19 protein-coding genes and 1 pseudogene are annotated in these 26626 nt (G+C 72.5%); 8 read left to right on the top strand and 12 right to left on the bottom strand.

Annotation, left to right across the window (positions count from 1 at the left end; all coding sequences use genetic code 11):
• Window positions 1-114 precede the first annotated feature (114 nt).
• The 7 genes and pseudogenes from OHT01_RS24065 to OHT01_RS24035 form a co-directional block, all read right to left on the bottom strand.
• Window positions 115-1095 carry a cation diffusion facilitator family transporter gene (locus OHT01_RS24065; RefSeq protein ID WP_328555190.1) on the bottom strand — a complete coding sequence of 327 codons (981 nt, stop codon included), beginning with the start codon at window positions 1093-1095 and terminating at the stop codon, window positions 115-117.
• Between the two features lie 144 nt (window positions 1096-1239).
• Window positions 1240-2391 carry a mannose-6-phosphate isomerase, class I gene (gene manA, locus OHT01_RS24060; RefSeq protein ID WP_328558241.1) on the bottom strand — a complete coding sequence of 384 codons (1152 nt, stop codon included), beginning with the start codon at window positions 2389-2391 and terminating at the stop codon, window positions 1240-1242.
• Between the two features lie 127 nt (window positions 2392-2518).
• Window positions 2519-3646 (bottom strand): SIS domain-containing protein, encoded by a 1128-nt coding sequence (locus OHT01_RS24055; RefSeq protein WP_328555189.1) that lies wholly within the window; start codon window positions 3644-3646, stop codon window positions 2519-2521.
• 313 nt (window positions 3647-3959) lie between these two features.
• Window positions 3960-4130, bottom strand: a complete 171-nt coding sequence (locus OHT01_RS24050) for a Trm112 family protein (protein ID WP_078943765.1) — start codon at window positions 4128-4130, stop codon at window positions 3960-3962.
• Between the two features lie 295 nt (window positions 4131-4425).
• On the bottom strand, window positions 4426-5787 hold the full coding sequence (locus tag OHT01_RS24045; protein ID WP_328555188.1) for a phosphomannomutase/phosphoglucomutase: 1362 nt from the start codon (window positions 5785-5787) through the stop codon (window positions 4426-4428).
• Window positions 5788-6062: 275 nt separating this feature from the next.
• Window positions 6063-7183: pseudogene (locus tag OHT01_RS24040) on the bottom strand (L-lactate permease).
• A 58-nt stretch (window positions 7184-7241) separates the two neighbouring features.
• Window positions 7242-7718: a DUF3499 domain-containing protein gene (locus tag OHT01_RS24035; protein ID WP_328555187.1), complete on the bottom strand. Its 477-nt coding sequence runs from the start codon at window positions 7716-7718 to the stop codon at window positions 7242-7244.
• Window positions 7719-7978: 260 nt separating this feature from the next.
• On the opposite strand from OHT01_RS24035, the gene OHT01_RS24030 reads away from it, so the two are divergent.
• Window positions 7979-8428, top strand: a complete 450-nt coding sequence (locus OHT01_RS24030) for a metallopeptidase family protein (RefSeq protein WP_328558240.1) — start codon at window positions 7979-7981, stop codon at window positions 8426-8428.
• A gap of 90 nt (window positions 8429-8518) precedes the next feature.
• Here the strand turns inward: OHT01_RS24030 and OHT01_RS24025 are convergent, their stop codons facing one another.
• The 3 genes from OHT01_RS24025 to OHT01_RS24015 form a co-directional block, all read right to left on the bottom strand.
• Window positions 8519-10018: a DUF5719 family protein gene (locus OHT01_RS24025; RefSeq protein ID WP_328555186.1), complete on the bottom strand. Its 1500-nt coding sequence runs from the start codon at window positions 10016-10018 to the stop codon at window positions 8519-8521.
• On the bottom strand, window positions 10015-13737 hold the full coding sequence (locus tag OHT01_RS24020) for a glycosyltransferase family 2 protein (RefSeq protein WP_328555185.1): 3723 nt from the start codon (window positions 13735-13737) through the stop codon (window positions 10015-10017). Before OHT01_RS24020 ends, OHT01_RS24025 begins: the two co-directional genes overlap by 4 nt.
• Window positions 13738-13968: 231 nt before the next feature.
• Window positions 13969-14232, bottom strand: coding sequence for a WhiB family transcriptional regulator (locus OHT01_RS24015; RefSeq protein WP_003975777.1), 264 nt, complete (start codon window positions 14230-14232; stop codon window positions 13969-13971).
• A 730-nt stretch (window positions 14233-14962) separates the two neighbouring features.
• Here OHT01_RS24015 and OHT01_RS24010 point away from each other — a divergent pair.
• The 4 genes from OHT01_RS24010 to OHT01_RS23995 all read left to right on the top strand — a co-directional run bounded on the left by OHT01_RS24010 (window position 14963) and on the right by OHT01_RS23995 (window position 19186).
• The gene (locus OHT01_RS24010) at window positions 14963-15451 is read left to right on the top strand and encodes a cysteine dioxygenase (RefSeq protein ID WP_328555184.1); all 489 of its coding nucleotides are present in this window, start codon (window positions 14963-14965) and stop codon (window positions 15449-15451) included.
• An 86-nt stretch (window positions 15452-15537) separates the two neighbouring features.
• Window positions 15538-16521: a 2-phospho-L-lactate transferase gene (gene cofD / locus OHT01_RS24005; RefSeq protein ID WP_328555183.1), complete on the top strand. Its 984-nt coding sequence runs from the start codon at window positions 15538-15540 to the stop codon at window positions 16519-16521.
• Entirely contained in the window at window positions 16518-17906 is a 1389-nt protein-coding gene (locus tag OHT01_RS24000) for a coenzyme F420-0:L-glutamate ligase (RefSeq protein WP_328555182.1), read from the top strand. The genes cofD and OHT01_RS24000 overlap by 4 nt, the downstream gene beginning before the upstream one ends.
• 254 nt (window positions 17907-18160) lie before the next feature.
• Entirely contained in the window at window positions 18161-19186 is a 1026-nt protein-coding gene (locus OHT01_RS23995) for a DNA-3-methyladenine glycosylase family protein (RefSeq protein WP_328555181.1), read from the top strand.
• Window positions 19187-19547: 361 nt separating this feature from the next.
• Here OHT01_RS23995 and OHT01_RS23990 read toward each other — a convergent pair whose 3' ends face one another.
• Both OHT01_RS23990 and OHT01_RS23985 read right to left on the bottom strand, forming a co-directional pair.
• On the bottom strand, window positions 19548-20630 hold the full coding sequence (locus OHT01_RS23990) for an NDP-sugar synthase (RefSeq protein ID WP_328555180.1): 1083 nt from the start codon (window positions 20628-20630) through the stop codon (window positions 19548-19550).
• A 185-nt stretch (window positions 20631-20815) separates the two neighbouring features.
• Window positions 20816-22219 (bottom strand): peptidoglycan recognition protein family protein, encoded by a 1404-nt coding sequence (locus OHT01_RS23985; RefSeq protein WP_328555179.1) that lies wholly within the window; start codon window positions 22217-22219, stop codon window positions 20816-20818.
• Between the two features lie 129 nt (window positions 22220-22348).
• On the opposite strand from OHT01_RS23985, the gene OHT01_RS23980 reads away from it, so the two are divergent.
• From OHT01_RS23980 to OHT01_RS23970, 3 genes are all read left to right on the top strand, one after another.
• Window positions 22349-23104 (top strand): TIGR03089 family protein, encoded by a 756-nt coding sequence (locus OHT01_RS23980; protein ID WP_328555178.1) that lies wholly within the window; start codon window positions 22349-22351, stop codon window positions 23102-23104.
• Between the two features lie 158 nt (window positions 23105-23262).
• Entirely contained in the window at window positions 23263-24537 is a 1275-nt protein-coding gene (locus OHT01_RS23975) for an LCP family protein (protein WP_328555177.1), read from the top strand.
• A gap of 248 nt (window positions 24538-24785) precedes the next feature.
• Complete coding sequence (locus OHT01_RS23970; protein ID WP_328555176.1) at window positions 24786-26558, top strand: LCP family protein; 1773 nt, start codon at window positions 24786-24788, stop codon at window positions 26556-26558.
• The last annotated feature ends 68 nt before the right edge of the window (window positions 26559-26626 follow it).

Raw genomic sequence — 26626 nt, 5'->3', positions numbered from 1 at the left:
CGGCGGCCGAGTCGGAGAGCGGAACGGGACGGCAGAGCCGAACGGTGGGCTGTACGTCACCGGGGCCCGGCCGAGATCTCGGCCGGGCCCCGGTGACGTACGAAGCGGGTGGTGTCAGTGGTCGGCCGGTGACTGCGTCGGTCCGCCGGGGGTCGCCCTGGGATCCGGGCCCTTGGCCGCCTCGGCCTCGCTGTAGATGTCCGGCTCCAGGTAGATCACCCGGGCGATCGGGACGGCGGCGCGGATGCGGGACTCGGCGGCGTCGATCGCGGTGGCGACCTGGGCGGCCGTGTCGTCGTGCTGGACGGCGATCTTCGCGGCGACCAGCAGTTCCTCGGGGCCCAGGTGGAGCGTGCGCATGTGGATGATGCCGGTGACGGTGTCGCCGTCGACCATCGCCGCCTCGATCTTCTCGGTGTCCTCGGGCCCGGCGGACTCGCCGAGCAGGAGCGACTTGGTCTCGGCGGCGAGCACCAGCGCGATCAGGATGAGCAGGACACCGATGCAGACCGTGCCGATGCCGTCCCAGACGCCGTTGTCGGTGAGCAGGGCGAGGCCGACGCCGCAGAGCGCGAGGACCAGACCGATGAGCGCGCCGAAGTCCTCCAGGAGGACGACCGGCAGTTCGGGGGCCTTGGCGCGGCGGATGAACTGGGACCAGGAGTGCGAGCCGCGCAGCTCGTTGGACTCCTTGATGGCCGTACGGAAGGAGAAGCCCTCGGCGATGATCGCGAAGATGAGGACGCCCACCGGCCAGTACCAGTGCTCGATCTGGTGCGGGTGCTTGATCTTCTCGTAGCCCTCGTAGACGGCGAACATGCCGCCGACCGAGAACAGGACGATCGAGACGAGGAAGGCGTAGATGTAGCGCTCGCGGCCGTAGCCGAACGGGTGTTGCGGGGTCGCCTCGCGCTGGGCCTTCTTGCCGCCGATCAGGAGCAGTGCCTGGTTGCCGGAGTCGGCGAGCGAGTGAACGCCCTCGGCGAGCATCGAGGAGGAGCCGCTGAACGCGAACGCCACGAACTTCGATACCGCGATCGCGAGGTTGGCGCCGAGTGCCGCCACGATCGCTTTGGTGCCGCCTGAAGCGCTCATCTGCTCCTGCTGTCCCTTCGTACGCCGCCCGGACCCCGTTCGTACCCTCGTACCCGGGTCCGGGGCTTTGCCCGCCCTTTGCGGTGGGCCATTCTTGCAGCCCGGTCCGCAGGCGACGCGCCTCAGGTCGGTGCGGTCGTCCCGTCAGGCCACCACTGTCGCACGGAAGATCGTGCCGTAACCGGACACTTCGGCCTTTTCGCCGGCCGGTACGAAGACCGATGCTCCGGGGGTCAGGTCGATGCCGTCGGCGCGCAGGGATCCCGAGGTGCAGAGCAGGATCTGCGGGGTCTCGCGGGTGAGGTCGCGCGGGGCGGCGCCCTCGGCGACGACGTACCGGGAGAGGCGGAACTCGTCGATGGGGGTCGCGTAGACCTCTTCGCCGTCGGGGGACGCCTCCGGGCGCAGGACGCCGGGGTCGGCCGCCTCGAAGCGGACCACGCGCAGGAGTTCGGGGACGTCGACGTGCTTGGGCGTCAGGCCGCAGCGCAGGACGTTGTCGCTGTTGGCCATGATCTCGACGCCGAGGCCGTTCAGGTACGCGTGCGGGATGCCCGCGCCGAGGAACAGGGCCTCGCCGGGCTGGAGTCGGACATGGTTCAGGAGCATCGCGGCGATGACGCCGGGGTCGCCCGGGTAGTGGTGGGCGAGGTCGGCGTACGGGGCGTAGGCGCCGCCGAGCCGGTCGCAGGCCGCGGTGGTCTCGGTGACCGTACGGGCCATGTCGTCGGGGTCGGCGCTCAGCACCGCCGTGAGGACCTCGCGCAGCGCCGCCTCCTCGGGGTGGGCGCGCAGCAGGTCGACGTACGGCTTGAGGGAGTCGACGTCGAGGGCGGCGAGGAGTGCGGCGGTCTCCTCGGGGGCGCGGAAGCCGCACAGGCCGTCGAACTCGGTGAGGGCGCAGATCAGTTCGGGCTTGTGGTTGGCGTCCTTGTAGTTGCGGTGCGGGGCGTCGATCGGGACACCCCGGCGCTCCTCGTCCTCGTAACCCTCCCGGGCCTGTTCGAGGTCGGGGTGCACCTGGACGGAGAGGGGAGCTCCGGCGGCGAGGAGTTTCAGGAGGAACGGCAGGCGGGGGCCGAACTTGGCGACGGAGGCGCGGCCGAGTTCCTTCTCCGGGTCCTCGGCGACGACCTCGTCGAGCGGACCGCGCCCGGTGCGCGAGGGAGCGCCCGGGTGGGCGCCCATCCACATCTCCGCCTGCGGTTCGCCGGTCGGTTCCACGCCGAGCAGCCCCGGGATGGCGGTGGTCGAACCCCAGGCGTAGGGGCGGACGGTGTTGTCGAGGCGGTCCATCGGCGTCTTGTTCTCCATACGTGCGCTGCTGGGCCCGCTCCGTGCGGGCGCTGTCCGGGACGCGTGCGTCAGGGCCGGCCGCGGGGTCCGGCCGCGACGGACACCTGCCGCGGGGTCCCGCCCAAGATCAGGCCCCCGAAGCGAGCGCCAGGTAAACGGCGGCGAAATCCGTGATGGCGATCAGCTCGGCGAGGGTTTCCAGTTCGCCGCCCTCCTCGGGTTCGAGCTCGCTGATCGCGGTGTCGTGGCTGAGGGCCAGTTCGCGGGCGGCGGGCGCGGCGCTGATCCCGCCGATCGGACGGTCACGGAGCAGCACCACGCGCGCGTGCAGGGCCTGCGCCTCCTCGACGCGGTCCCGGAAGAAGTCGTCGGGGTCCGCGCCGGCGGCGAGGGCGCCCGCGAGCAGCACGCTGTGCGAGGCGAGCGCCTCGGGGAGTTCGGCGGTGAGCGCGGGGCGGCCGGCGAGTTCGGCGAGCGCGGCGGTGAACCGGCGGCCGGCCGGACCGGCCGAGGTGCCCTCGGTCCAGATCACCGGGAGCGCCTCGGCCAGCTCGACGGCGAGTGTCTTGGCGGGATTGCTGTAGGCCGCGATGGCGGGCCCGCAGCGCTCGGCGACGCGGTCGAGCCGGTCGGCGACCTTCTGCAGGGCTTCCGGCGGGGCCGAGACCAGTCCGGTGCGGTCGAGGAGGACGAGCAGCGGGGTGAGCAGCGCCCACAGCACGCCGGGGGCCGAGGCCGCCAGGGGCTGGTCCTGGTCGTACGGGGCGGTCGCCATCGGTACGAAGAGGCCGTGGCTGCCCTCCACCCATTCGGCGAGGGGGGAGCCGACGGGGGCCACGGCGGCGACGGTGCTGCCGCGCCGGTAGGCCTGCTCGATGAGCAGTTCCAGGCCGGGCTCGCTGCCGTCGGGGGTGGCGATCAGCAGGAGGTCGACGGGGCCCGCCCAGCCGGGCAGGTCCCAGCGCAGGGCTCCCCCGGCGGGAGCGACGCCGGTGGGGGTGAGCCGGGTGAGGGGGCAGCTCGCTCCGGCGAGGGTGCCGAGCAGTTCGGCGACGCCGGTGGCGGCCATGCCGGGGCCCGCGATCAGGACGCCGCGCGGGCGGCCGTCCGGCTTGAGTTCGGGGATGCCGGCCTCGGTGGCGTGCCGGACCGCGGTGCGTACCCGGGCGCCCGCCTCGGCGGCGCCGCGGAGCAGGGCCCGCCGGTCGGCCCGGGTGAGCGCGTCGGGATCGTCGAGGAGCGATTCGTCGAGCATGGGGTCGGTTGCCTCCGATCGCCGGGGGGCACTTGCGCGGGTGCCGCCGGGCTCGCTTGCACGGGTCGCTCGCGCGAGGGGCCGAGCGGCGCTGGGTCGGACCGGGTACCGGCCGGGTGTGCGCCGGTCGCCGGTCGGGACGGCCGCGTCGCCGTCGTCCGTGCGGGCGGCGGCGCTGCCGCTTGTCGTCGGGTGTCGTGGCCTGCCGTCGGGCCTGCCGCGCCGTCGGGACGCCCGTGAGCGGGGGACGGCGCCGCCGGCGCCCCGCGCGCGGAGGTCGCGGCGCCGCGTGTCCGCCGGGCGGCCGCGTCGGTCAAGCGGGGCGGCGGGCCTCGTCGACCAGGAGTACGGGGATGCCGTCGCGGACCGGGTAGGCGAGGCCGCAGTCCGCTCCGGTGCAGATCAGCTCGGTCTCCTGCTCCTTGAGCGGGGCATGGCAGGCCGGGCAGGCGAGGATCTCCAGGAGGCCGGCTTCGAGCGGCATGGGGTGTCCTTCCGAAACGGTGGATGCGGCCTGGTCAGGGTACCGCTGCGGGAAGCCGGATGCCGGGGTGCGCCCACGGTTTCGTGAGGCGCGCGGAGCGGCTGTACGGGCGGCTGAGGCCCGTCTCCGGGTCCGTCACCGTGACTGCGTCCCTCCCCCGGCCGACCGGTCGGCCGGGGGACGGTGCCCGCGGGGTGCCGTGCCCGCCGGTGGTCGGCGGGTCGGCCCGTCGGCGGCCGACCGCCGGGCCGTTCCAGGTCGGCGGTATCGGGTCTCCGGTCCGGCCGTGCGGGGCTCAGCCTCTGATGATCTTCAGTACCTCGTCCCGCACCCGCGTCATCGTCGCCTCGTCGCGGGCCTCCGCGTTGAGCCGCAGGAGGGGCTCGGTGTTGGAGGGGCGGACGTTGAACCACGCGTCCTCGGCTGTGACCGTCAGACCGTCGAGCTCGTCGATGGTGACACCCTCGCGGCCCTCGTAGGCGGCCCTGACTGCGGCGAGGCGGGCGGCCTGGTCGTCGACGGTGGAGTTGATCTCGCCGGAGCCCGCGTAGCGGTCGTACTCGGCGACGAGCCCGGAGAGCGGGCCGTCCTGGCCGCCGAGGGCTGCGAGGACGTGGAGGGCGGCCAGCATGCCGGTGTCCGCGTTCCAGAAGTCGCGGAAGTAGTAGTGCGCGGAGTGCTCGCCGCCGAAGATCGCGCCGGAACTGGCCATCTCGGCCTTGATGAAGGAGTGGCCGACGCGGGTGCGGACCGGGGTGCCGCCGTGCTCGCGGACGACCTCCGGGACCGACCAGGAGGTGATGAGGTTGTGGATGACCGTGCCGCCACCGTGCTTGGCGAGTTCGCGGGCGGCGACCAGCGCGGTGATCGCGGACGGGGAGACCGGCTCGCCCCGCTCGTCGACGACGAAGCAGCGGTCGGCGTCGCCGTCGAAGGCGATGCCGAGGTCGGCGCCCTCCTCGCGCACACGCTTCTGGAGGTCCACGATGTTCGCCGGGTCGAGCGGGTTGGCCTCGTGGTTCGGGAAGGTGCCGTCCAGCTCGAAGTACATCGGGACGAGGTCGAGCGGCAGGCCGGAGAAGACGGTCGGGACGGTGTGTCCGCCCATGCCGTTGCCCGCGTCGACGACGACCTTCAGGGGGCGGATCGAGGTCAGGTCGACGAGCGAGCGGAGGTACGCCGCGTAGTCGTCCAACGTGTCCCGCTGCGTGATCGTTCCGGGTGCGGCGTCCGAGGCCGGGGCGCCGGAGTCGAGCCAGGACTCGGTGAGTTGGCGGATCTCGGAGAGTCCGGTGTCCTGGCCGACGGGGGCCGCGCCCGCCCGGCACATCTTGATGCCGTTGTACTGGGCCGGGTTGTGCGAGGCGGTGAACATGGCGCCGGGCAGGCCGAACGCGCCCGACGCGTAGTACAGCTGGTCCGTGGAGCACAGGCCGATCTCGGTCACGTCGACCCCGCGCGCCGCCGCACCGCGTGCGAAGGCGCGGGACAGTCCGGGCGACGACGGCCGCATGTCGTGCCCGATCACGATGGCGTCCGCTCCGGTCACCTGGACGAAGGCGGCACCGAACAGCTCGGCCAACGGCTCGTCCCACTGGTCCGGAACCACCCCGCGTACGTCATACGCCTTCACGAGCTGCGACAGATCAGCAGTCACGGCCAACCCTCCAGAAGTCCACTTCGGTCACCCCAAACTACCCGTCCGGGCTGGCAGCGGGCGGTGCCGAGCCCCAGTGGAGCGCATCCGTGACACGCGGAACAGCCCTTGTCACCGGGTGGAAACCCGCCCGACTCGGGGCAGTGTCGGGGACCGGACGCGGGCAGGTCCGGCGCTGTCCCGGCGCGGTGGGCGAGCCGTCCGGAAGCGCGACGCGGTGATGTCCGCCGCCGTCTCGGGGTTACAGCCGCGGCCGGTTCAGGGCGGCAGCCGGTTCAGGGCAGCATCCAGGAGAGGACCGGCGAGCTCTGTCCCGCAACGATCGGACACGTGACCAGGAGCGGGCCGAGGCTCCAGGGCAGCACCTTGCGCAGCAGGTCGCCCTCGCGGCCCGCGAGGCCGAGGCCGCGCAGGCGATGGTCAGGTTCTGTGGCGAGATCATCCTGCCGAGGACACCGCCCGAACTGTTGGCGGCGGCCAGGAGTTCGGGCGACAGTCCCGACTCCCGGGCGGCGCTCACCTGGAGGGCGCCGATCAGGGCGTACGGGGGTGCAGGCGCGCACGACTTCGGGGGCGGGTCCTGCTCGTCGGGTTCCTCGCTGCGCGCGCCGGTCGGTACCGATGCCCGTACGGACCCGGCGGCGGGCACGCGTGCGGCACGGCGACCAGGGCGGCGGCACTGGCCAAAGCGGCGCCGATGTCGGCGAGTTGCGCGGAGACGTAGTTCGAGGCGGCGAACTGGACGGCGGCGAAGGCCACTCCGCACGCCGGGGCGGGCAACCAGGTGTCCCGCAGTCCGCGCCCGCCGTCGACCAGGCCGACCAGGCCCAGCGGGACGACCGGCGCGAGCAGCGGGGTCTGCCGGCCCACCAGGGAGGCGACGGAGTCCATTGGCGGGCCGGTGACTTGGGCGAGGGTCGCGACCGGTGTTCCCGTCGCGCCGGAGGCGACCGGCGCGGTGCTGGCGACGAGCGCGACGACCACCGCGCGCACCGGGTCGAAGCCGAGCGCGACCAGCATCACCGAGCAGATCGCGACGGGTGCGCCGAAACCGGCGAGGGCCGCGGGCAGCGCGCCGAAGCAGAACGCGACCACGAGTGCCTGGACGCGCGGATCGTCCGACAGCCGCCCGAACGAGCGGCGCAGGACGTCGAAGTGCCGGGTACGGACGGTCATCCGGTACACCCACAGGGCGTTGACGACGATCCACAGGATGGGGAAGAGGCCGAACGCGGCGCCCTGAGCGGCGCTGGAGAGCGTCTGGTCCACGGGCATGCCGTCCCGCGAGTCAGGCGACCGGTGAGGCCGCCAGAAGGCCCGTCAGGCCCGTCAGGTGGGCCTTCGGCCGGACGTCGCCGAGCAGGACGAGTACGACGACGAGGGGCAGTGCGGCCACGAGAGCGGACGGACCGAGCGGGGCGGCGAGAAGCGGGTGCCGGCGCCCGGGACGCCGCTCAGTTGTCGGGGGAGCGCAGAATCCGCAGGTGGCCGCGGCGCGCGACCTCCATCGGGTCCACCGAACGGGCACTGCCGCCGGCCTCCGCCGCGCGCTTCTGCGGACGGGCCGCCTCGCGCACCGCGTTCGCCAGCGCCTCCAGGTCGTCGCCGCTGGGGCGCGCCGGACCGGAGGAGTCGGCGAGCCGGACGACCTCCCAGCCGCGCGGCGCGGTGAGCCGCTCGGAGTGCTCGGCGCACAGGTCGTAGCAGTGGGGTTCGGCGTAGGTGGCGAGCGGGCCGAGGACCGCGGTCGAGTCGGCGTAGACGTACGTCAGCGTCGCGACGGCGGGACGGCCGCAAGCGGTGCGCGAACAGCGACGTACAAGGCTCACGAGGTGGGACGGTACCGCACTCTTGAGCGGGCCGCGACGACTCTCCCCCAGGTCACCCCACCGTGTCGTGCTGTGAGACGGCCCACACCGCTTTGCGGGCATCAGAGCCTGACCTGGGGCGACATCAGGTGCCGGGATACCGAACAGACCTGAATCCGTTCACCACTTGGTGCGAATCATGTCAATTGCCATGTCAGAGACGGTCTCGGAGCGATACGGAATCGAGCTCAAGGTTGGCTGGAATGGCCATCCGATGTCATCCGGAACATCCGACCGCCGCTCGCCGTCGGTGCGCCCGCCCGTCGGCGCGGTCCGCGTGGAGCCGGGCGGCCGGGCCGGGCGGGGACTACTCTTCGTCAGTGATGGACAACCCCGTACCGCCCCGTGCCGCAGCAGCCGGCCCCCGCCGTCGTGACCGCCATGGCAGGGGCATGCGCGGCCCCGTGGCGCCACCCCAGGTGCCGCTCGCGGCGAGCCGCGCGGAAGTGTTCGCGGACCTGGTGCAGGACTCCGTGGAGCGGCTGGAACGACGCTGGCCGCAGCTCGCGGACATCGACTTCATGGTCCTCGAAGTCCCTCGCCTGGAAGGCTCGGGCGAGGCGTGGAGCGACGAGGCGGTGCCTCTGGGCGGCACGATCCCGGCGCGCGAGGGGCTTCCCGCGCGCGTGGTCGTCTACCGGCGTCCGGTCGAGATCCGCACCAAGGGGCGCGACGAGCGCGCGGCCCTGGTGCACGAGGTCGTCGTGGAACAGGTCGCGGAACTGCTGGGCCTGACACCGGAGACGGTCGATCCGCGCTACGGCGAGGACTGACGCCGGACCGCCCGGACCCGAGGCGCGTGGCCCAGGTCCCGGTCCCGTGCACCCGGACCGCTCGGGTCCGGGTGCGTCACCGGACCCGGATCACTGCTTGAGCAGGACCGAGAGGTCCTGGTCCGCCTGCGGCACCGAGACCGTCCCACGGTCGTCCGGGAGGGTCTGGATGGTGAATCCGGAAACGCCCTCCCGTGTCGCCGCGAGCATCCTGGAGGCGTAGACCGGGCCTCCGGAGACCGGCTCGACGGTGAGGGCGTACGTGCCCTTGAGCCCGCTCGGGACGGGTGCCGCGACGTTCTCGGTGGTCCCGCCCTTGATGGTGAACGTCTTCGAGACGGCCGTACCGCCCCCGCTGCCCGCGGACGCGGTGACCTTGACCGTGGCTTCCCCGGCCGGGGCGGTCACGGCGAGCGTGGACCCCTTGGCACTGTTGTCGGCGGCCGTCGCGCGCGCGGCGACCGGGGCCGTGGCCGGAATGAACGCGGTCTCCTGGGCGGCGCCCTTGCCGCGCACCACCCGCAGCGCGGCGACGACGGGCACGGACGAGCCGGTCGGTGTGAGCACCACGGAGCCCGCTTCGCCCCGGGTGACGTCCCCGAGGTCGACGGCGGAGGTCATGCCGGCCTTCACGTGCAGCGTCTCGTTCCCCGCCGGGGTGATCAGCCCCGAGGGCGAGGCGAGCCGCACCTGTAGGTCGGCGTCCGTGTCGCCGGGCACGAAGGCGACCAGGCGCACGGAGGTGGCGTCCTTGGGGACACCCGGCATGACGAGGCTGCCCGAGGGATCGCCGGCCGCGGCCAGCCAGTCACCGCCGGACTTGTCGTCCAGCGCCTGCACCGCGGCCCCGACGCGACCGCTGCGGACCGTGACGTGCACGGTGAGGTCGGTCTGCGGATCGCCTGCCAGCGTGTTCAGCAGGATCGGCTCACTGGCGTGCGGCTGGACCGTGATCCCGTCGGCCACCGTGGACTTGAGGGCGCCGTCCTTGCCGTACAGCTCGATGTCGACGACGGCCGCGGAGTCGTCCGGGTTGGTCAGGTGCACATAGTCGGTGCGCGCCGCGGCGGTGCTGGCTCCCGGGAACCAGAACTCGGTGTCGGGAGCGGTGCAGTTGGTGCCGAGCAGGCCGCGTCCGTTGCCCGCGACGACCTCCGTGGTCTCCTGGACCGTCCAGCCGGGCGCGAACTTGCCCGACGCGAGGCCGACCAGCGCGGGTGCGTCGGCACCCGAGGTGTCACCGGCCGCGGGCTTGCCCGGCTCCTTGGGCCGGACGACGGGCTTGGCGGCCTTGCCGCCGCTCTTCTTGCCGCCGGCGGCGTCCGCCGACTCCTCGGTGGCGGCCTGGAGTTGGGCCTTGCCGCTGCGGCTCGCACCCTCCGCGACGGGCGTGAAGGACGTGTACGCGGTGTCGGCGATGTCCGAGGTGCTCGGCTGTGGGCAGAGCAGGCTGGTGCGCTCCACGGGCAGCCGCGCGGCCGTTCCGGCCGTGGTGGGGCCGGAGTTGTCGGGTGCCCTGAGGGTCGCGAATCCGGTGACGGCGGCGAGCGCGGTCGCCGCCGCGATCAGGGACAGGGTCGTGCGGTTCACTGCCGGCTCCCGTCGGGGCGCTCATTGTCGGTGCCGTGCCGGGGCTGCGTGGGGTCGTAAGCGGGGTCGTATCCCTGCTCGCCCGTGTCGTAGCCCTGGCCCCGGGGGTCGAAGGCCTGGCCGTTCGCGTCGTACGCCTGACCGTAGGTCTGGTCGTAGGCCGCCGTGCCCCCGTAGGCGTACGGGTCGTACTGGCCGCCTTGGTAGGGGTCGGCCTGGTACGGCTGCTCGTAGGTGCCCGCCGGGTACTGCTGCTGCCCCTCGTACTGCTCGCCGCCGTAGGTGTCGTACTCGGCGCCCGCGTAGCTCGGGCTGTCCCATTCGCCGTACGCCCCCTGCTGCGGGACCGCGGCGGCCTGGACCTCCTCGTCCTCGTCCGCGGCGTACGCCCCGTCGAAGTCCTCGTCCGACTGCTCGGCCCCGGACTCCGCCTCGGACTCGGCCTCCGCCTCGGCCTGGGCACGCAGTCGGCGGGCACGGCGGCCGTCGCCCGTCACGTCCTGGACGGGCACGGCCTCCTCCTCGGGAAGGTCGTCGTCCACGTCCCGGCGCCGCCCCGGGAGGGCGAGCACCACGAGGACGAGGGCGAGCGCTCCCTGCGCCCACAGCCAGGCGGTGTGACTGAGCGGGGCGTCGAAGGTGACGTCCAGCCTGCCGCCGTCGGCGGGCAGTTCGAAGCCCTGGGCCCAGCCGTCGACCGTGGTCCGGGTGAGCGGCTTGCCGTCCAGGGTCGCCGTCCAGCCCGCTTCGGCGCTGTCGGCCAGACGCAGCACGCGGCCGTCGGCCCCGGCGGGGATGGTGGTGTGCACGTCGACCGGCCCGGCCGCGATGGACTCCGGGTCGCCCGACGCGGGGACGATCGCGGCACGCGAGACCTGCTGGTCGACCCGCCACAGGGCGCTGCCGTCCTGCTGGCTCAGCCGGGTCAGGCCCGTGGTGGCGTCCAGGACGCGGCTCACGTCGCGCGGCGCGCCCTTGCGGACCAGGACGTAACGCACGGCGAAGCCGCCGAGCTCGTCGGCCTGGTCCGCGCCGGAGCCCGCCACGAGGTTGGCGACGACCTTGTCGAGCTTCTTGTTCTCGCCGTCCGCCGAGGCGAGTTCGGCGTCGCCGAGCCGGGCGCCGGAACCGCGGACGAGGACATAGCCGACCTTGGCGGCCGAGTCGCTGTCGAGGACGAGGGTGCGCGCCTGGTCACGGGTGCCGCTCTCCTCGGCGACGAACGCGGGCACCTGCACCGGGTCGCGGCGCTCCACGGGTCCGTCGGCACCGCGGATGATCCATCCCGCGGCGAGGAGCAGCGGGCCCGCGGCGCAGGCGAAGGCGATGAGCGCGGCCACCGGCTGGCGCCAGCCGAAGCTCTGCTCGGCCACACGCGCGCGTGCCCCGTCGGAGCCGACCGCGGCGGCGGCCAGAAGCGCGAGGCCGTAGACGAGGGTCGCGGGACCGGCCCAGGTGGAGTGGTTGGAGAGGACCGCGAAGGCGAGGGCCACGACGGCGACGACCCAGGCGGTCCGGATCCCCGCCTGGCGCTCGGTGCGCAGCAGGGCGGCCAGCGCCGCGAGCACGATGCCGAAGAGCATCAGTCCGCTGACGGTGCCCGGCCCGCCGGGGCTGGCGCCGAGCAGGTCGAACGGGGAGGCCGCTCCCCCGCCGTACTCCAGTCCGGCCTGTCCGAAGAAGCCGAACGGCAGCAGGCTCAGCGACCAGGGGGCGAGCACCAGCAGCGGGGTGCCGAGCTGGGCCAGGAAGCGCGGTCCGTAGGCGGGGATCTCCCTGCGGCGCACGACGAGGAGGCCTACGCCCAGGACCAGCGCGATGGGCCACACGATCGGGGTGAACGCCGTGGTGAAGGTCAGCAGCAGGGCGTACGCCCAGGTGGCGCGCCAGCTCCCGCGCGCGCGGGAGCCGTGGGCGAGACCGCTCGCCGCGACGCCCGCCCGCGCGATGAGCGGCAGCAGGATCGCGAGGACGGCGGTGCCGATGCGGCCGCCCGCGAGCGCGCCGGTGGCGGCGGGCAGGAAGGCGTAGGCGACGGAGGCCCAGGCGCGCAGCAGGCGCGACTCGACGAGCGGTCGCGAGGCGAAGTACGCGGCGAAGCCGGCCAGCGGCACGGACCCCACAAGGAGCACGGTGACCGCGAGTCCCGTGGAGCCGAGCAGCGCGGAGGCCAGCATCGCGACGATCGCGAGGTAGGGCGGGGCGGACTGGGTGTTCCCGGCGCCGACCGGATGCCAGCCGTCGAGGTACCGCGCCCACAGCTCGGAGGAGTCCGCGGGCGCGGGCAGCAGCGCGCCGCCCGAGAGGGCTCCGCCGCCGAGCAGTTGGCGGCAGGCGAGGAGCGAGACGAACAGGAGCACCAGGAACAGCATCGGGCCGGGGTTGCGCGCGATGCGCTTGATCCGGGCGAACTGCTCGATCTCCAGGAAGTCGCCGTCGTCGCCGCCGGGTCCGGACTCGACGGCGCCTCCGTGGCGTCCGGCACCCGTGACGAGGTCGGCGTCGGAGCCGTTGGTCAGATTGCCTGCGACCTGCTCGAAGGTGGCCCGCACGGTGGCGCCGGGCGGCGGGAACAGGGCCCGCAGCTCGCCCTTGTCGACCTGTGGGCGACCGCGCCTGCGCCGGCCGGCGATGATCCGCTCCGGGCGCAGCAGGGTGCCCAGGAGGCCGCGGATCTCGTCGACGGCCTGTCCGGGGACCTTGCCCACGAGGTAGGCGACCGTGCGCAGCAGGGTGCCGAGGACGAGCCGGATCAGGATCCAGGGGAGCTGCGCGGTGCGGGCGTTGACGAGGAGGGTGTAGACGGCGCCCGCTTTGTCGACCTTGTGCGGGGACGCGGAGGTGCGGCCCACGCAGTCGACGGCCCGGCGCTCGCGGGAGGCCGCCTCGGCGTGCCGTACGACGGCTTCCGGGGCGACGAGGACCCGGTGGCCAGCGGCCTGGGCGCGCCAGCACAGGTCGACGTCGTCGCGCATCAGGGGCAGCCGGCGGTCGAAGCCGCCGAGCTCCTCGAAGACATCGCGACGGATCAGCATTCCGGCGGTGGACACGGAGAGCACGGGGTGGACGTGGTCGTGCTGGCCCTGGTCCTGCTCACGGCGGTCCAGACCGGTCCAGCGGCGGCCGGAGTTGGCGATGGTGACGCCGACTTCCAGGAGCTGCCTGCGGTCGTACCAGCCGCGGAGCTTGGGGCCGACGATGGCCACGTCCTGGCCGGCCTCCTGCTCGTTCTCCACGACGCGCAGCAGCTGTGCCAGGGCGTCGGGTTCCGGGGCGCTGTCGTCGTGCAGCAGCCAGAACCACTGCTCGGGTTCGCCGTACGGGAGGTCCGGCAGGTCGTAGGCGTCGTCGCGCCAGCTACGGGTGACGGGGTCCCAGCCGCTCGGACGCTTGAGGTACGGCAGGTCGTCCGGGGTCAGCTCGCCGGTGGTGCGGGACACCTCCTCGACGGCCTGGCCGAAGCCGGTGCGGCGCGCCAGGTGCAGCACGCGGTCGGCGCCGAGCGCCTCGGTGAGCAGCTGGGCGGATTCGTCCGCGCTGCCGGTGTCGGCCGCGACCGCGTTCTGCACGGGACGGTCCTGGCCGAGCAGCCCGGCGAGCGCCTCGGGCAGCCAGCGGGCGCCGTCATGGGAGACGAGCACCGCGGTCACGACGTGGCGCGGGAACTCAGGGGCGGCAGCGGCGTCGTTACGGGCTGCCGAATGGCTGTGCACGGACATCGAGGTACGGGCCCCGGTTCGATGGACTGCGGTGGACGTCTGTGTCCGGCGGGGACAGCGGGACGTCTCGGACGAGGGCCCACACTAACGGCTGAGAAAGACGGCGGCCCGCCGCCTGTGGATAACCCACCGGCGACGGGCCGTTCCTTACGTAAGAGTGTGTGCCGTTTGGTCGGCGGCACCCACGTGCACGGACTACTGTTCCGCGTCCGCTTGCGCGTACGTCTGTTCTCAGACAGCGGCCTTCTTCAGACGACGCCGCTCCCGCTCGGACAGACCACCCCAGATGCCGAACCGCTCGTCGTTGGCGAGTGCGTATTCGAGGCACTCGGAGCGGACCTCGCAGGCGAGGCAGACCTTCTTGGCCTCGCGGGTGGAGCCGCCCTTCTCGGGGAAAAAGGACTCGGGGTCGGTCTGGGCGCACAGCGCGCGCTCCTGCCAGCCGAGTTCCTCGTCCGCGTCGTCGACCAGCAGTTGCTGCACCAGCTCGGTCATGTGCGCCCCTCGTCTGTCTTTCGCGTCCCCGTGATGCTGCCGTTACCGATTTCGGCTGAACGACACGAGTGAAATTACAAGTGTGCCGATCCGGGCCAGTCAAGCCGAGATCTGCTATTGGGCCCCTTATTCACTCTGCGGAACCAAGGCTATGCGGAAAGTGTTCAAATCGGCATAAACCCTGACGGCCCAAGAGGTCCAGGTCAGACGCCCACTCCTCGCAGGGGAGGACGTCCAGGAGTTCGATCTCGTTCCGACGCAGACCCCGAAGCGAATCTGATCACATTTAGATCACGGGGCCGCGGCGAGGTTTGTTCACCCGGTTGTGCGCCATGTGTCCGGGGAGGCTCCTGAACAAACCTTTCGCCTGCCAGATGAACCGGATGTGGTGAAACATCTCCCACATACCGGACATGCAGTTGACAGTCGAGGTGTGAACCGGTGTCCTTGTGGGCATGCTCGCGAACTCGGCACCCACCTCGACCCGCACCGCCGGGTCCCACGGTGCTGCCCGCGCGCGCTGTAGCTGTTGTTGCTGTCCCAGCTGTTGAGCCCCACCGCGCTCCGGCTGCCTCGCCACCACTGAGGCGAACCCCCCGCCCCGCATCGGGGGCACCGCCCGCACCAGGGCTCCTCCCCCGCTCCTGACCCGGGCGGAATCCCCGCTCGTGACCCGGGCGGAACGGCCAGCGACACCCCAGCACTCTTCCGCCGAGGAACCACCGCATCCATGAACAGCGACAGCGACCTCCAGATCGCCGGCGACATCCTCGAAGTTCCGCACCTGCTCCAGCCGCCGCGCGAACACCCCTCCACCGTGGCCGAGTTCGCCGGCCTGGCGCGCTCCATCGCCGCCGACCCCTCCCAGTGGGAGCACCTCGTCCGGTACGACGCCGGCTCGCGCTGGTACCACCGGCTGCGCACGGGGCCCGGGTACGAGGTGTGGCTGCTGTCCTGGGTGCCCGGACAGGGCAGCGGGCCGCACGACCACGGCGGCTCCTCCGGCGTACTGACCGTGCTGGACGGCGCGCTGACCGAACACACCGAGCGCGGCACGCGCGCCCTGGGCTCCGGCGCGCAGCGCGTATTCGCGCCCGGGTACGTCCACGAAGTCGTCAACGACTCGCTCGAACCCGCCGTCAGTCTGCACGTCTATTACCCGGGTCTTACCGACATGCCGATGCACGCGGCCCGTTGCGCGGTCGCCGAAACCGTGTGACGCGTCCGCCCCGGAGCACGGACCGGCCTCGCCGGGTCTCGTAACCGGCTGACGCGTTGTCGTACCCGCCTGAGAGACTGAACCCCATGCGCATTGTGGTTCTGGCAGGCGGTATCGGTGGTGCCCGGTTCCTGCGTGGTCTCCAGCGGGCCGTGCCGGACGCGGACATCACGGTCATCGGCAACACCGGCGACGACATCCACCTCTTCGGGCTGAAGGTCTGCCCGGACCTCGACACGGTGATGTACACGCTCGGCGGCGGCATCAACGAGGAGCAGGGCTGGGGGCGGGCCGACGAGACCTTCCATCTCAAGGAGGAGCTCGCGGCGTACGGGGTCGGGCCCGAGTGGTTCGGGCTCGGCGACCGCGACTTCGCGACGCACATCGTGCGGACGCAGATGCTGGGCGCGGGCTATCCGCTCAGCGCCGTCACGGAGGCCCTGTGCGACCGGTGGAAGCCGGGCGTGCGCCTCATCCCCATGTCCGACGACCGTGTCGAGACCCATGTCGCCGTCACGCTGCCGGAGGGCGACCCGGCCGGGGCCGCCGGCGAGCGCAAGGTGATCCATTTCCAGGAGTACTGGGTACGGCTGCGGGCCTCCGTGCCGGCCGAGGCGATCGTGCCGGTCGGCGCGGAGCAGGCGAAGCCCGCGCCCGGTGTCCTCGAAGCCATCGCCGGGGCCGACGTCATCCTCTTCCCGCCGTCCAACCCCGTCGTCTCGGTCGGCACCATCCTGGCCGTGCCGGGCATCCGTGAGGCCATCGCCGAGGCGGGCGTGCCCGTCGTCGGCCTCTCCCCCATCGTCGGTGACGCGCCGGTGCGCGGGATGGCCGACAAGGTGCTGGCCGCGGTGGGTGTCGAGTCCACCGCCGCCGCGGTCGCCGAGCACTACGGCTCGGGCCTCCTCGACGGCTGGCTCGTCGACACGGTCGACGCCTCCGCGGTGGAGCGCGTCGAGGCGGCCGGCATCCGCTGCCGGGCGGTACCGCTGATGATGTCCGACCTCGACGCGACGGCGCGGATGGCACACGAGGCGCTGACGCTGGCCGAGGAGGTGCGGACGTCATGAGCACCCAGGACACGGCGGTGCCCGGCGACCCGGAGCACGCGGAGAACGCGGGACGGCACACCGGTGGCGGACGCCCGGGACGGCCCTCAGGCGCGGGCTACCGGGTCTGGGCGCTGGACGGACTCCCCGAGGTGCGCCGGGGGGACGACCTGGCGAAGCTGATCGCGGCGGCCGAGCCCGGCCTGGTCGACGGGGACGTGCTCCTCGTCACCTCCAAGATCGTGTCCAAGGCCGAGGGCCGGACGATCGAGGCCGCCGACCGCGAGGCCGCGATCGACGCCGAGACCGTCCGGGTCGTCGCGCGGCGCGGCCCCCTGCGGATCGTCGAGAACCGGCAGGGTCTCGTGATGGCCGCCGCCGGGGTCGACGCCTCCAACACCCCCGCCGGGACGGTGCTGTTGCTGCCCGAGGACCCGGACGCCAGCGCGAGGGCGGTCCGCGAGGGACTGCGGGACACCCTCGGCGTCGACGTCGGCGTCGTGATCACCGACACCTTCGGACGGCCTTGGCGCACCGGGCTCACCGACGTCGCCATCGGCGCCGCCGGCGTCCAGGTGCTGGACGATCTGCGGGGCGGCAGCGACACGCACGGCAATCCGCTCAGCGCGACCGTCGTCGCCACCGCCGACGAGCTCGCCGCCGCCGGTGACCTGGTCAAGGGCAAGTCCTCGGGACTGCCCGTCGCCGTGGTGCGCGGGCTCGCGCATCTGGTGGCCGAGGGCGACGGCACGGGGGCGCGGGCGATGGTGCGCGACGCGCGGGACGACATGTTCCGGCTGGGCACCTCCGAGGCCGTCCGGGAGGCCGTGACCCAGCGGCGTACCGTACGGACCTTCACCGGCGAGCCCGTCGACCCCGGTGCCGTACGCCGGGCGGTCGCCGCCGCGGTGACCGCTCCCGCGCCGCACCACACCACGCCGTGGCGGTTCGTGCTTCTGGAGTCCGAGGAGTCGCGGACGCGGCTGCTCGACGCCATGCGGGACGCGTGGATCGCGGATCTGCGCGGCGACGGGAAGAGCGAGGAGTCCGTCGCCAAACGGGTCCGGCGGGGCGATGTGCTGCGCGGGGCGCCGTATCTCGTGGTGCCGTGCCTGGTCATGGACGGGTCGCACACCTACGGCGATGTACGACGCGACGGCGCCGAGCGCGAGATGTTCGTGGTCGCCACCGGGGCGGGCGTGCAGAACTTCCTGGTCGCGCTGGCCGGGGAGCGGCTGGGCTCCGCGTGGGTGTCCTCGACGATGTTCTGCCGTGACGTCGTGCGCCAGGTGCTGGAGCTGCCGGCGAACTGGGACCCGATGGGGGCCGTGGCCGTCGGGCACGCGGCGGAGGAACCGCGGGCCCGTCCGGCACGGGACGCGGCCGACTTCGTCGAGGTCCGCTGATCGGACGGGGCGCCGCTCCAGCCGGTTCGGCGCGGTTCGCCGAACCGGCGGCGGCACCGCTCCCGCCAGGTCCGCGGGACCCGGGATCCTGGATCCGCCGGAGACCGCGGGGGCGCCCTCTCGGGGCGGTTCGGCGGAGTCCGCCGAACCGGCCAGGAAGGGCCGCTGCCGCGGTTCCGCGTGGAGGGCGGCTTTGACGGCGGCTGAGCGCCTACTCTCGTAGGGCACCCCCGAGTAGCTCTAGGACCTCGACCGTGTCTGGACGATTCGCTCCCCGGCCGACGCGTACGACCGTGCGCGGCGGGCATGTCGTGGTGCCCGGTGAAGCACCGGGCGGCGTGCCGGGTGGAGTGCCCCGCCAGACGGTCGGGCCCGGACACACCCGTACCTGGAAGCCGGCCGGGCCGCTCGATCTCGGGCTCGTACTCGGGCCGCTCCGACGCGGTCCCGGCGATCCGACGTTCCGGACGACACCCGACGGCTCCGTGTGGCGCACCAGCCGTACGCCCGCCGGGCCCGGGACACTGCGGGTCGCGCCGCGCGGCGAGGTGGTCCGGGGCGAGGCCTGGGGGCCGGGGGCCGAGTGGCTGCTGGACCGGCTCCCCGAACTGCTCGGCGCCGCCGACGATCCCGGCGCCTTCGCGCCACGGCATCGGCTGGTCGCGCTCGCCCGGCACCGGCGGCCCGGCCTGCGGCTGGTGCGGACCGGCCTGGTGATGGAGTCGCTGATCCCGTCCGTCCTGGAGCAGAAGGTCACCACGGACGAGGCGTACCGGGCGTGGCGGCTGCTCGTCCGGAAGTTCGGCGAACCCGCGCCGGGACCCGCCCCCGAGCGGATGTACGTCATGCCGGCACCGCGGACCTGGGCCCTCATCCCCTCCTGGGAGTGGCATCGGGCCGGGGTCGACGACAAGCGGGCCGCCACGATCCTGCGGGCCGTACGGGTCGCCGCGCGGCTGGAGGAGGCCGTGGGCCTCGATCCCGTACGCGCGCAGCGGCGGTTGGAGCTGGTGTCCGGGATCGGACCGTGGACATCGGCGGAGGTCGTGCAGCGCAGTCACGGCGCCGCGGACTGTGTGACCGTGGGGGACCTTCATCTGCCGGGGATCATCGGGTACGCGCTGGCGGGGGACCGGGACGCGGACGACTCCGTCATGCTGGAGTTGCTGGAGCCCTATGCCGGGCAGCGGCATCGGGCCGCTCGGCTGATTCTGCTGGCCGGGCGTACGCCGCCGCGGCGTACGCCGAAGATGCCTCGCGGAGACATCGGGCGCCTCTAGCCGGACCCGGCTTCGCCGCCGCCTCCTCCGGCGCTCCGCCTGCCGGCCGCCACCCCGGGCGCCCGGGGTGGCTCCTCGGCGCCCGGCGCCCGGCAGGCTTTCGCCCCCTCCGCCCCTGCCCTTCCCGTACTCGGGGCTCCGCCCCGGACCCCGCTCCTCAAACGCCGGAGGGGCTGAATTTCGCGCCCCGCAGTGGGCGGGCACGGTGCGGGAGCTGAATCCTGCGCCCCGCGCTGGGCGAGACGAGTACAGCGGCTGAAGCCTGCGCCCCGCGTTTGGCGGGCCGGGTGTGGGGGCTGAGAGCGCGTCGGAGGGGCTGGAACTGTGTTCCAGCCCCTCCCGGGTCAGTGCACAGGTCTTCCTACTGGTCCGACGAGAAGCGCAGGGCGCCGGCCGGGATGCGGGCTTCGCACCAGACCCGGACCCCCTCGCGGAGTTCGTTGTCGGCGCCGACGACCGCGCCGTCGCCGATGACCGCGCCGGTGAGGACGGTGCGTTCGCCGATGCGGGCGCCGACGCCGACGAAGGAGTCGGTGACGACCGCGCCGGGCTCGACGACGGCACCGGCCAGGACGGTGCTGCCGCTGATCCGGGCGCCCTCGCCGATGCGGGCGCCCTCGCCGACCACCGTGCCGCCGGTGAGCTTGGCGTCGGGGGCCACCGTGGCCGTCGGCAGGACCAGACGGTCGCCGCAGCGGCCGGGCACCGCCGGGGACGGGGCGCGCCCGAGCACGAGGTCCGCGGAGCCGCGGACGAAGGCCTGCGGGGTGCCCAGGTCCAGCCAGTAGGTGGAGTCCACCATGCCCTGGAGGTGGGCGCCGGTGGCCAGGAGCTCCGGGAAGGTCTCGCGCTCGACCGAGACCGGGCGGCCCTCGGGGATCGTGTCGATGACCGAGCGGCGGAAGACGTAGGCCCCCGCGTTGATCTGGTCGGTGACGATCTCCTCGGGGGTCTGCGGCTTCTCCAGGAACGCGGTGACGCGGCCGGTGGAGTCCGTGGGGACGAGGCCGAAGGCGCGCGGGTCCTCCACCCGGGTGAGGTGCAGGGAGACGTCCGCGCCCGTCGTCCCGTGGGTCGCCACCAGGGCCGGGATGTCCAGGCCCGTGAGAATGTCGCCGTTGAAGATCAGGACCGGGTCGTCGGGGCCCGAGTGCAGCCGGGCCGCCACGTTGCGGATGGCGCCGCCCGTGCCGAGCGGCTCGTCCTCGGTGACGTACTCGATGTGGAGGCCCAGCGAGGAACCGTCACCGAAGTACGGCTCGAAGACCTCGGCGAGGTAGGAGGTCGCCAGCACGATGTGCTCGACGCCCGCCGCGCGCGCCCGCGCCAGCTGGTGCGTGAGGAAGGGGACCCCGGCCGCCGGGACCATCGGCTTGGGCGTGTGCACCGTGAGAGGGCGCAGCCGGGTGCCTCTGCCGCCGACCAGGAGGATCGCTTCTGTCACCTGTCGTCTCTGCTTCCTGCCGGGACCGGCCGAACTGTCTTTCGGCCGGCCAGTGTATGCAGACCGTTCGATGGCGCCTTCGATGGCCGTGCGGTGTCCTTCGACGGGCCTTGTCGTGACGTCAGGTGATCCCGGCCGAACCGGTCGGGCCGAGCCGTGTCGGCCCGACCGGTTCCGGGTCCTGGCTACCGGCCCTGGTAGAGGGCCGCCGTCGTCCTGGCCGAGCCGAGCTTCCCGTAGAGAAGCCGTCCGGGACACTCCGTGGCGAACCCGTCCCGATGGCCGGAGATCACATTCAGTCGTACGTTCTTTCCCTTTCGGTAGAGATTGCCACCGGCCGACTTCAGGTATGTCTTGCCACGCGGATTGGCACCGTAGAGGCCGAGTTTCCATGCCGTGAGCCGGGCGATGGCCTTCAGGGCGGCGTCGGTCGGCTTCGTCTTCCCGAAACTGCCGATCACGGCGATGCCCATGCTGTTCGTGTTGAACCCGCGGGTGTGGGCGCCCATGACCGCCTTGGCGACGCCTCCGGCCCGGCCTTCGTAGATGTTTCCGCACTTGTCGACGAGGAAGTTGTAGCCGATGTCACGCCACCCGCTGCTCACCACGTGGTAGCGGTAGATACTGCGGATGATCGAAGGGACCTGCGAGCAGCTGTACTTGTTGCCCGACGCCGTGTGGTGCACGAAGGCCGCCTTGACCGACTTCGTGTAGACGAAGCCGCGCTCGCGCAGGTTCTCGTTCGCGCCCCAGCCGCGCCGCGTGATGATCTCGGGGCGAGGGCCGATGTACGGCATCGCGCGCCGCTCCGTCACGTCTTCGGGGAAGTACTCGCGCTCGGTCTCCTGCCGGGAGAGCGCGGCGATCTCGGTGGCGCCCATTTCGGGGCCGGCCACCGCGTCCCCGTCCGAGACCCCCGCGCGTACGCCCTTGGCCCGCACCCCCGAGGGCGCGCCCCCGGCCCGCCCGGCCGTCCGTGCGTCCGCGCCGGGGGGATCTCCACCGGGGTCCACCAGTTCCAGGCGCAGGCCGCCGGGCAGCGGGGAAGCCACCGGGGCGGTCGCGCGTTCCTCCCCCGGACTCTCCCGCGCGCCCTCTCCCGGGCTTTCCGCGGCCGCCGCCGCCCGGTCCGCGGCGACGCGGACCTCGACGCCGTCCGAGTCGCCCACCCACAGCGGGGCGGTGGAGCCGCGCACCCGGCGCGAGGCGGCCTCGGGGGTGTCCGGGTCGGCGGCGTGCTCGTCGTTGTGGGTCTCGACGTCCTGCCAGTCCGTCCAGTGGCCGGTGCCGGTCTCCCGGGTGCGGACCTGGACCCGGCCGTCCAACTCCGCGTCCGGGTCGTCCCAGACGACGCCGACCAGGGAGAACGGCCGTACGTCCCGGCGGGCGAGGCCCTGTTCCGGTGCCGACGGGCGAAGGGCCCGTTCACGGGTGAGCGGGACGAGGGGCAGGGACTGGGTGGCGCCGGGGGTGGCGGCCTCGGCCGTCACCGCCGACGGACCGGCCTGCGCCGGGGCGGGCAGGGCCAGCGGAAGGGCGAGAGCGGCCGCGCAGGTGACGCCGACCGAGGAAGCAAGGAATCCACGCATGCTCCTGATCCTGAACATAGTCATACATATCTGTCCATCGCGGAATTGACGGACCGTCGGAACGCGCTCGGCCGAACCGGTGGCGCGCTCGCTCCGTGCCGCGCGCCGCCCCCGCGTACGCTTGCGCGCGTGAACGCCACCGACCGCACCCCCGCCGACCTGCTGCGATCCGCGCTCTCCGCGGACCCGGCGCGCCCTTTGGTGACCTTCTACGACGACGCGACGGGCGAACGCGTCGAATTGTCCGTGGCCACCTTCGCCAATTGGGTGGCCAAGACCGCCAACCTGCTCCAGGGCGAACTGTCCGCCGAACCCGGCGAGAGGGTCGCGCTGCTGCTGCCCGCGCACTGGCAGACGGCGGTGTGGCTGCTCGCCTGCTCCTCGGTGGGCGTCGTCGCGGACGTCGGGGGCGACCCGGCCGCCGCCGACCACGTCGTCGCGGGTCCCGGGCACTTCGAGGCCGGGCTCGCCTGCCCGGGTGAGCGCATCGCCCTCTCGCTCGCACCGCTCGGCCGCCGCTTCCCGGCACCGCCCGCGGGGTACGCCGACTACGCCGTGGAGGTGCCGAGCCAGGGCGACCGGTTCGCGCCGTACGCGCCCGTCGATCCGGAGGAACGGGCGCTGATCGTCGCCGGGGCCGCCTACACGGGTGCGGAGGTCGTGGAGCAGGCCCGCGCCGACGCTCCCGGGCTGGATCTGACGGGACCCGGTTCGCGCCTGCTGTCGGCCCGCCCGTACGACACCTGGGAGGGCCTGGCCGCGGGCCTGTACGCGCCTCTCGCGGCCGGCGGTTCCGTGGTGCTGTGCCGCAATCTCGACCGGCTGGACGACGACGCGCTCGCCCGGCGGATCGAGAGCGAGCGGGTGACCGCGACGGCTCGCTAGCGGCCGTCACCCGTACGGCCCCACGGCGGCCGGGCGGTCCCGCCCCGGGCCCGTCGCCCGTTCGGCCCATCACCGGGCCCCCTCACCAGCCACTTCGGGACATGGTCGTAGGAGCAGCCACACACGCTCGTACGGCATGAGGGGTGGTGGATTCCGACGTGACCGACAGCGAAGGCGCTCCCTCCGGGCGCCCCGAGGGGCCGGTACCGGGAGCGTCGCCCACCGGGGACGGGGCCGTACGCCGGCGGCGGCGCTGGCTGCGCTACACGGCGACCGGGGTGGCCGTGGTGGTCCTCGGTGCCGTGGCCGTCGGCTGGGCCGCGTACGAGAAGCTGAACGGGAACATCACCGCGGACAACGACGCGGCCGCCGAGCTCGCCCGGTACGAGAAGGAACGGCCCACCGCGCTGGTGCGCGACGCGCAGAACATCCTGCTGATCGGGTCGGACTCGCGCTCGGGAGCCGGGAACAAGAAGTACGGCCGCGACTCCGGGACGGAGCGGTCCGACACCACGATCCTGCTGCACCTCTCGGCGAACCGGCACAGCGCGACCGCCGTGTCACTGCCCCGCGACCTGATGGTGGACGTGCCGGGCTGCCGGCGGCCGGACGGCACCCGTACCGAGCCGATGTTCGCGATGTTCAACTACGCCTTCCAGGTGGGCGGTTCGGCCTGCACGATCCGTACCGTCGAAAAGCTCACGAACATCCGCGTCGACCATCACATGGTGGTGGACTTCCATGGTTTCAAGGACATGGTCGACGCCGTGGACGGTGTCGAGGTGTGCCTGAAGAAGCCGATCAACGACAAGGCGGCGAAGCTGAAGCTGCCCGCCGGCAAGGTCGTGCTCAACGGCGAACAGGCGCTCGGCTACGTCCGCGCCCGCAAGAGCATCGGCAACGGCAGCGACACCGAACGCATGGACCGCCAGCAGAAGTTCCTCGGCGCGCTGGTCACCAAGGTGCGCAGCGACGACGTGCTGCTCAACCCGGCGAAGCTGTATCCGGTGCTCGACGCGGCCACCTCGTCGCTGACGACCGACCCCGGGCTGGCGAGCCTGCGCGGGCTGTACGACCTGGTGCGCGGAATGCGCGACATCCCCACCGACAGCATGAAGTTCCTGACGGTGCCGCGGACGTCGTACGTCCTCAACGCCAACCGCGATCAGCTCGTGGAGCCCGACGCGGCCCGGCTCTTCGCCCTGCTGCGCGCCGACAGACCCGTGACGGTCTCGAAGGAACCGGCCCGGAGGCTCACCCAGGGCCGATCGCCGCATTCCGCGAGTCTGTACGGAAACTCCGTCCGCGGCTACGAAGAGGAGTCGTCCGGCGACGGAATGTCGATGGTAATAGGACCGGCTCTCCTCGGCGGGACCCCCGATCCCACTCCCACTTTCCGGGGTAACACGGCGGCCCAGGACGCCTGCGGGTAAAGCACGGACCAAGGCGGGGAACAGCTGAGCTAAGAAGTCTCTGAAAATGGGGCGGATTGCCCGGTTGTAGGGACGTCGAATTTGTCACGGCCGTCGCTCCACGCTGAACTGGACGGATAGTGTGAGCGATCCGGTGCACCCGACCACGAGGTCCGTCCTGGCGGTCGCGCACTGCTTGACCGAGACCCGAGCGCCTTTTCGAGGGGGAAAAGGGCGCCGCGTGGCCCCGACGGAGGATTCAGACAACCGTGGACGCGCAAGGCCGTGGGCGGGCGGACGACATCGACCCCGCAGACCAGTGGGTACTCAACCCGAACACCGGTGAATACGAACTGCGACTGACCCCTTCCGGAGCGCAGCCGGGAGTGCCGCGACCGCGGAGGGGCACACCGTCCCCCGCGGCGCGCACCCGAAGCGCGCCGGGCAGGGATCGCGCGGCACCGGGACGGGACCGCGAAGCGCCGGGACGGGACCGTGACGCGCCCGGCACCGATGTGCCGGGGCCGCGCCGCCGGCGCGCCGAGCCGCCGGAGCCCCTTCCGGGGCGGCGGCGCGGGCGCAACCAGCCGCCCAGGAAGTCGAAGGCGAAGAAGATACTGCTCTGGACCGGCGGCGGCATGGCGCTGGTCCTGGTGGTCGTGGCGGGCGGCGCGTACGCCTACCTCCAGCACCTCGCGGGCAACGTCCAGACGCAGGACGTCGGCACTTCGGCCAAGAGCGGCTTCAGCAAGGACGAGGCCTTCAACCTCCTCATCATCGGCACCGACAAGCGCACCGGTGCGGGCAACTCGGGATACGGCGACAAGAACAGCGTCGGGCACGCCGACACGAACATCCTGCTGCACGTCTCCAAGGACCGGACGAACGCGACCGCGCTGAGCATCCCGCGCGACCTCATCGTCGACGTCCCCGAGTGCCGGACCAAGAAGCCGGACGGCACCGAGGAGATCATCAACGGCACGGACGACGTCCGTTTCAACACCAGTCTCGGCCAGAGCGACCGCAACCCGGGCTGCACGATGGACACCGTCAAGGCGGTCACCGGTATCACGGTCGACCACTTCATGATGGCCGACTTCAACGCCGTCAAGACGCTGACCACCGCGGTCGGCGGTGTCGAGGTCTGTCTCGCGAAGAACGTCGACGACGCCAACTCGCACCTCAAGCTCTCCGCCGGCAAGCACGTCATCGAGGGCGAGCAGGCACTCGCCTTCGTCCGCACCCGGCACAGCTTCGGCAACGCGGGCGACCTCGACCGCATCAAGGTGCAGCAGCAGTTCATCGGCTCCCTGATCCGCAAGATGAGTTCGAGCGACACCCTCACCAGCCCCACCAAGCTGTTCAAGCTGGCCGAGGCCGCCACCAAGGCGCTCACCGTGGACACCGGCATCGGCCACGTCAACACCCTCAAGGACATGGCGCTGGAGCTGAAGAAGGTGCCGACGAAGAACATCACCTTCACCACGGTTCCGGTTCTCGACAACCCGGCGGACGGCGTGGTCCACAAGACGGTCATAGTCAATCCGAACACAGCGCCCGCCGTCTTCGACGCCATCAAGAACGACGTCTCCTTCACCGCGGTGAAGGCGAAGCAGAAGAAGGAGAAGGCCGCGGTGGCCGCCCGTCTCAAGGGCTCCCGTTCCGCCGCGTCCGATGTCCGCGTCGACATCTACAACGGCGGTGCCGAAGCCGGCTCCGCACAGGAAACTCTTAACTGGCTGCAGAATACTGAGGGCGTCCTGAAGTCCAGTCAGCTGGGCAACGCTCCGGAAACACTCAGCAGGACAACGCTGGAGTACTCTCCCGACCAGGCCGACCAGGCACGCAAGTTGGCGGATCTGATGGGGCTTTCCGGTGCTGCGCTGAAGCCCGGCAAGAGCGAGAAGAACTCACAGGGGCTGCCCGCGATCGTGCTGACCCTGGGCAAGGACTTCAAGGGCGCGGGAGTGCCTTTGACCGCTTCGACGAAGGCGCCGGACGTGGAGAAGTCCACTGCGGACAAAACGGTGTGCGCCAAGTGACCTAACGGGTCCGTCAAGCGTCCTACAGGACGCGAGGAACGTCCGGCCGGACGCGAGAGCGTCCGGCC

The sequence above is a fragment of the Streptomyces sp. NBC_00358 genome, from assembly GCF_036099295.1.
Taxonomy (GTDB): domain Bacteria; phylum Actinomycetota; class Actinomycetes; order Streptomycetales; family Streptomycetaceae; genus Streptomyces.
Note: the sequence above shows the minus strand (reverse complement) of the source record. Positions and strands in the feature narration are given on the sequence as shown.

Excerpts from the sequence above, each read along its gene's own strand:
- OHT01_RS24000 (WP_328555182.1), top strand. The coding sequence starts at position 16,518 with ATGAGCACCCAGGACACGGCGGTGCCCGGCGACCCGGAGCACGCGGAG.
- OHT01_RS24065 (WP_328555190.1), bottom strand. The coding sequence starts at position 1,095 with ATGAGCGCTTCAGGCGGCACCAAAGCGATCGTGGCGGCACTCGGCGCC.
- OHT01_RS23985 (WP_328555179.1), bottom strand. The coding sequence starts at position 22,219 with ATGCGTGGATTCCTTGCTTCCTCGGTCGGCGTCACCTGCGCGGCCGCT.
- OHT01_RS24015 (WP_003975777.1), bottom strand. The coding sequence starts at position 14,232 with ATGACCGAGCTGGTGCAGCAACTGCTGGTCGACGACGCGGACGAGGAA.
- cofD (WP_328555183.1), top strand. The coding sequence starts at position 15,538 with ATGCGCATTGTGGTTCTGGCAGGCGGTATCGGTGGTGCCCGGTTCCTG.
- OHT01_RS24030 (WP_328558240.1), top strand. The coding sequence starts at position 7,979 with ATGGACAACCCCGTACCGCCCCGTGCCGCAGCAGCCGGCCCCCGCCGT.
- OHT01_RS24010 (WP_328555184.1), top strand. The coding sequence starts at position 14,963 with ATGAACAGCGACAGCGACCTCCAGATCGCCGGCGACATCCTCGAAGTT.
- manA (WP_328558241.1), bottom strand. The coding sequence starts at position 2,391 with ATGGACCGCCTCGACAACACCGTCCGCCCCTACGCCTGGGGTTCGACC.
- OHT01_RS24020 (WP_328555185.1), bottom strand. The coding sequence starts at position 13,737 with ATGTCCGTGCACAGCCATTCGGCAGCCCGTAACGACGCCGCTGCCGCC.
- OHT01_RS24055 (WP_328555189.1), bottom strand. The coding sequence starts at position 3,646 with ATGCTCGACGAATCGCTCCTCGACGATCCCGACGCGCTCACCCGGGCC.
- OHT01_RS24035 (WP_328555187.1), bottom strand. The coding sequence starts at position 7,718 with ATGCCCGCAAAGCGGTGTGGGCCGTCTCACAGCACGACACGGTGGGGT.
- OHT01_RS24050 (WP_078943765.1), bottom strand. The coding sequence starts at position 4,130 with ATGCCGCTCGAAGCCGGCCTCCTGGAGATCCTCGCCTGCCCGGCCTGC.